The 830-nt window shown below is 62.5% G+C and carries 1 protein-coding gene; it reads right to left on the bottom strand.

Features of this window, described 5'->3' with window-relative positions; genetic code table 11:
• Positions 1-830 (bottom strand): elongation factor Tu (locus AC1RTB_RS26465; RefSeq protein ID WP_492882240.1); only part of this gene is annotated, 830 nt, incomplete at both ends.

Here is an 830-nt window from a genome sequence, read left to right as displayed (position 1 = left end):
GTACGGCCACCTTCACGGATAGCGAAGCGCAGCTTCTCTTCCATGGCGATCGGCACGATCAGCTCGACATCGACGGTGATGTTGTCGCCGGGCATGACCATCTCGGTGCCTTCCGGCAGCGTCACGATACCGGTCACGTCAGTCGTGCGGAAGTAGAACTGCGGACGGTAGTTGGTGAAGAACGGCGTATGACGGCCACCTTCTTCCTTGGTCAGGATGTAGGCTTCAGCCACGAACTTCTTGTGCGGCTTGACCGAACCTGGCTTGCACAGGACCTGACCGCGCTCGACGTCTTCACGGCCAACGCCACGGATCAGCGCGCCGATGTTGTCGCCAGCCTGGCCCTGATCGAGCAGCTTGCGGAACATTTCAACGCCGGTCACCGTCGTGGACGTGGTCGGGCGGATGCCGACGATCTCGACGGTCTCGCCAACCTTGACGATGCCGCGCTCGACGCGACCGGTCACCACAGTGCCGCGGCCCGAGATCGAGAACACGTCTTCGATCGGCAGCAGGAACGGACGGTCGATCGGACGCTCAGGCGTCGGGATGTAGGCGTCGACCGCTTCCATCAGCGCGCGGATCGCGTCTTCGCCGATCTTCTTGTCGCCGTCGTTGAGGGCGGCAACAGCCGAACCCTTGATCATCGGAATGTCGTCGCCGGGATATTCGTACTTCGACAGAAGTTCGCGCACTTCGAGCTCGACCAGTTCGAGCAACTCGGCGTCGTCGACAAGGTCGACCTTGTTGAGGAACACGACAAGGGCGGGAACGCCAACCTGACGGGCAAGCAGGATGTGCTCGCGGGTCTGCGGCATCGGGCCGTCGGC

The sequence above is a fragment of the Aminobacter sp. GW821-FHT11F06 genome (genome assembly GCF_058808215.1).
This window is presented reverse-complemented; position numbering and strand designations above follow the sequence as displayed.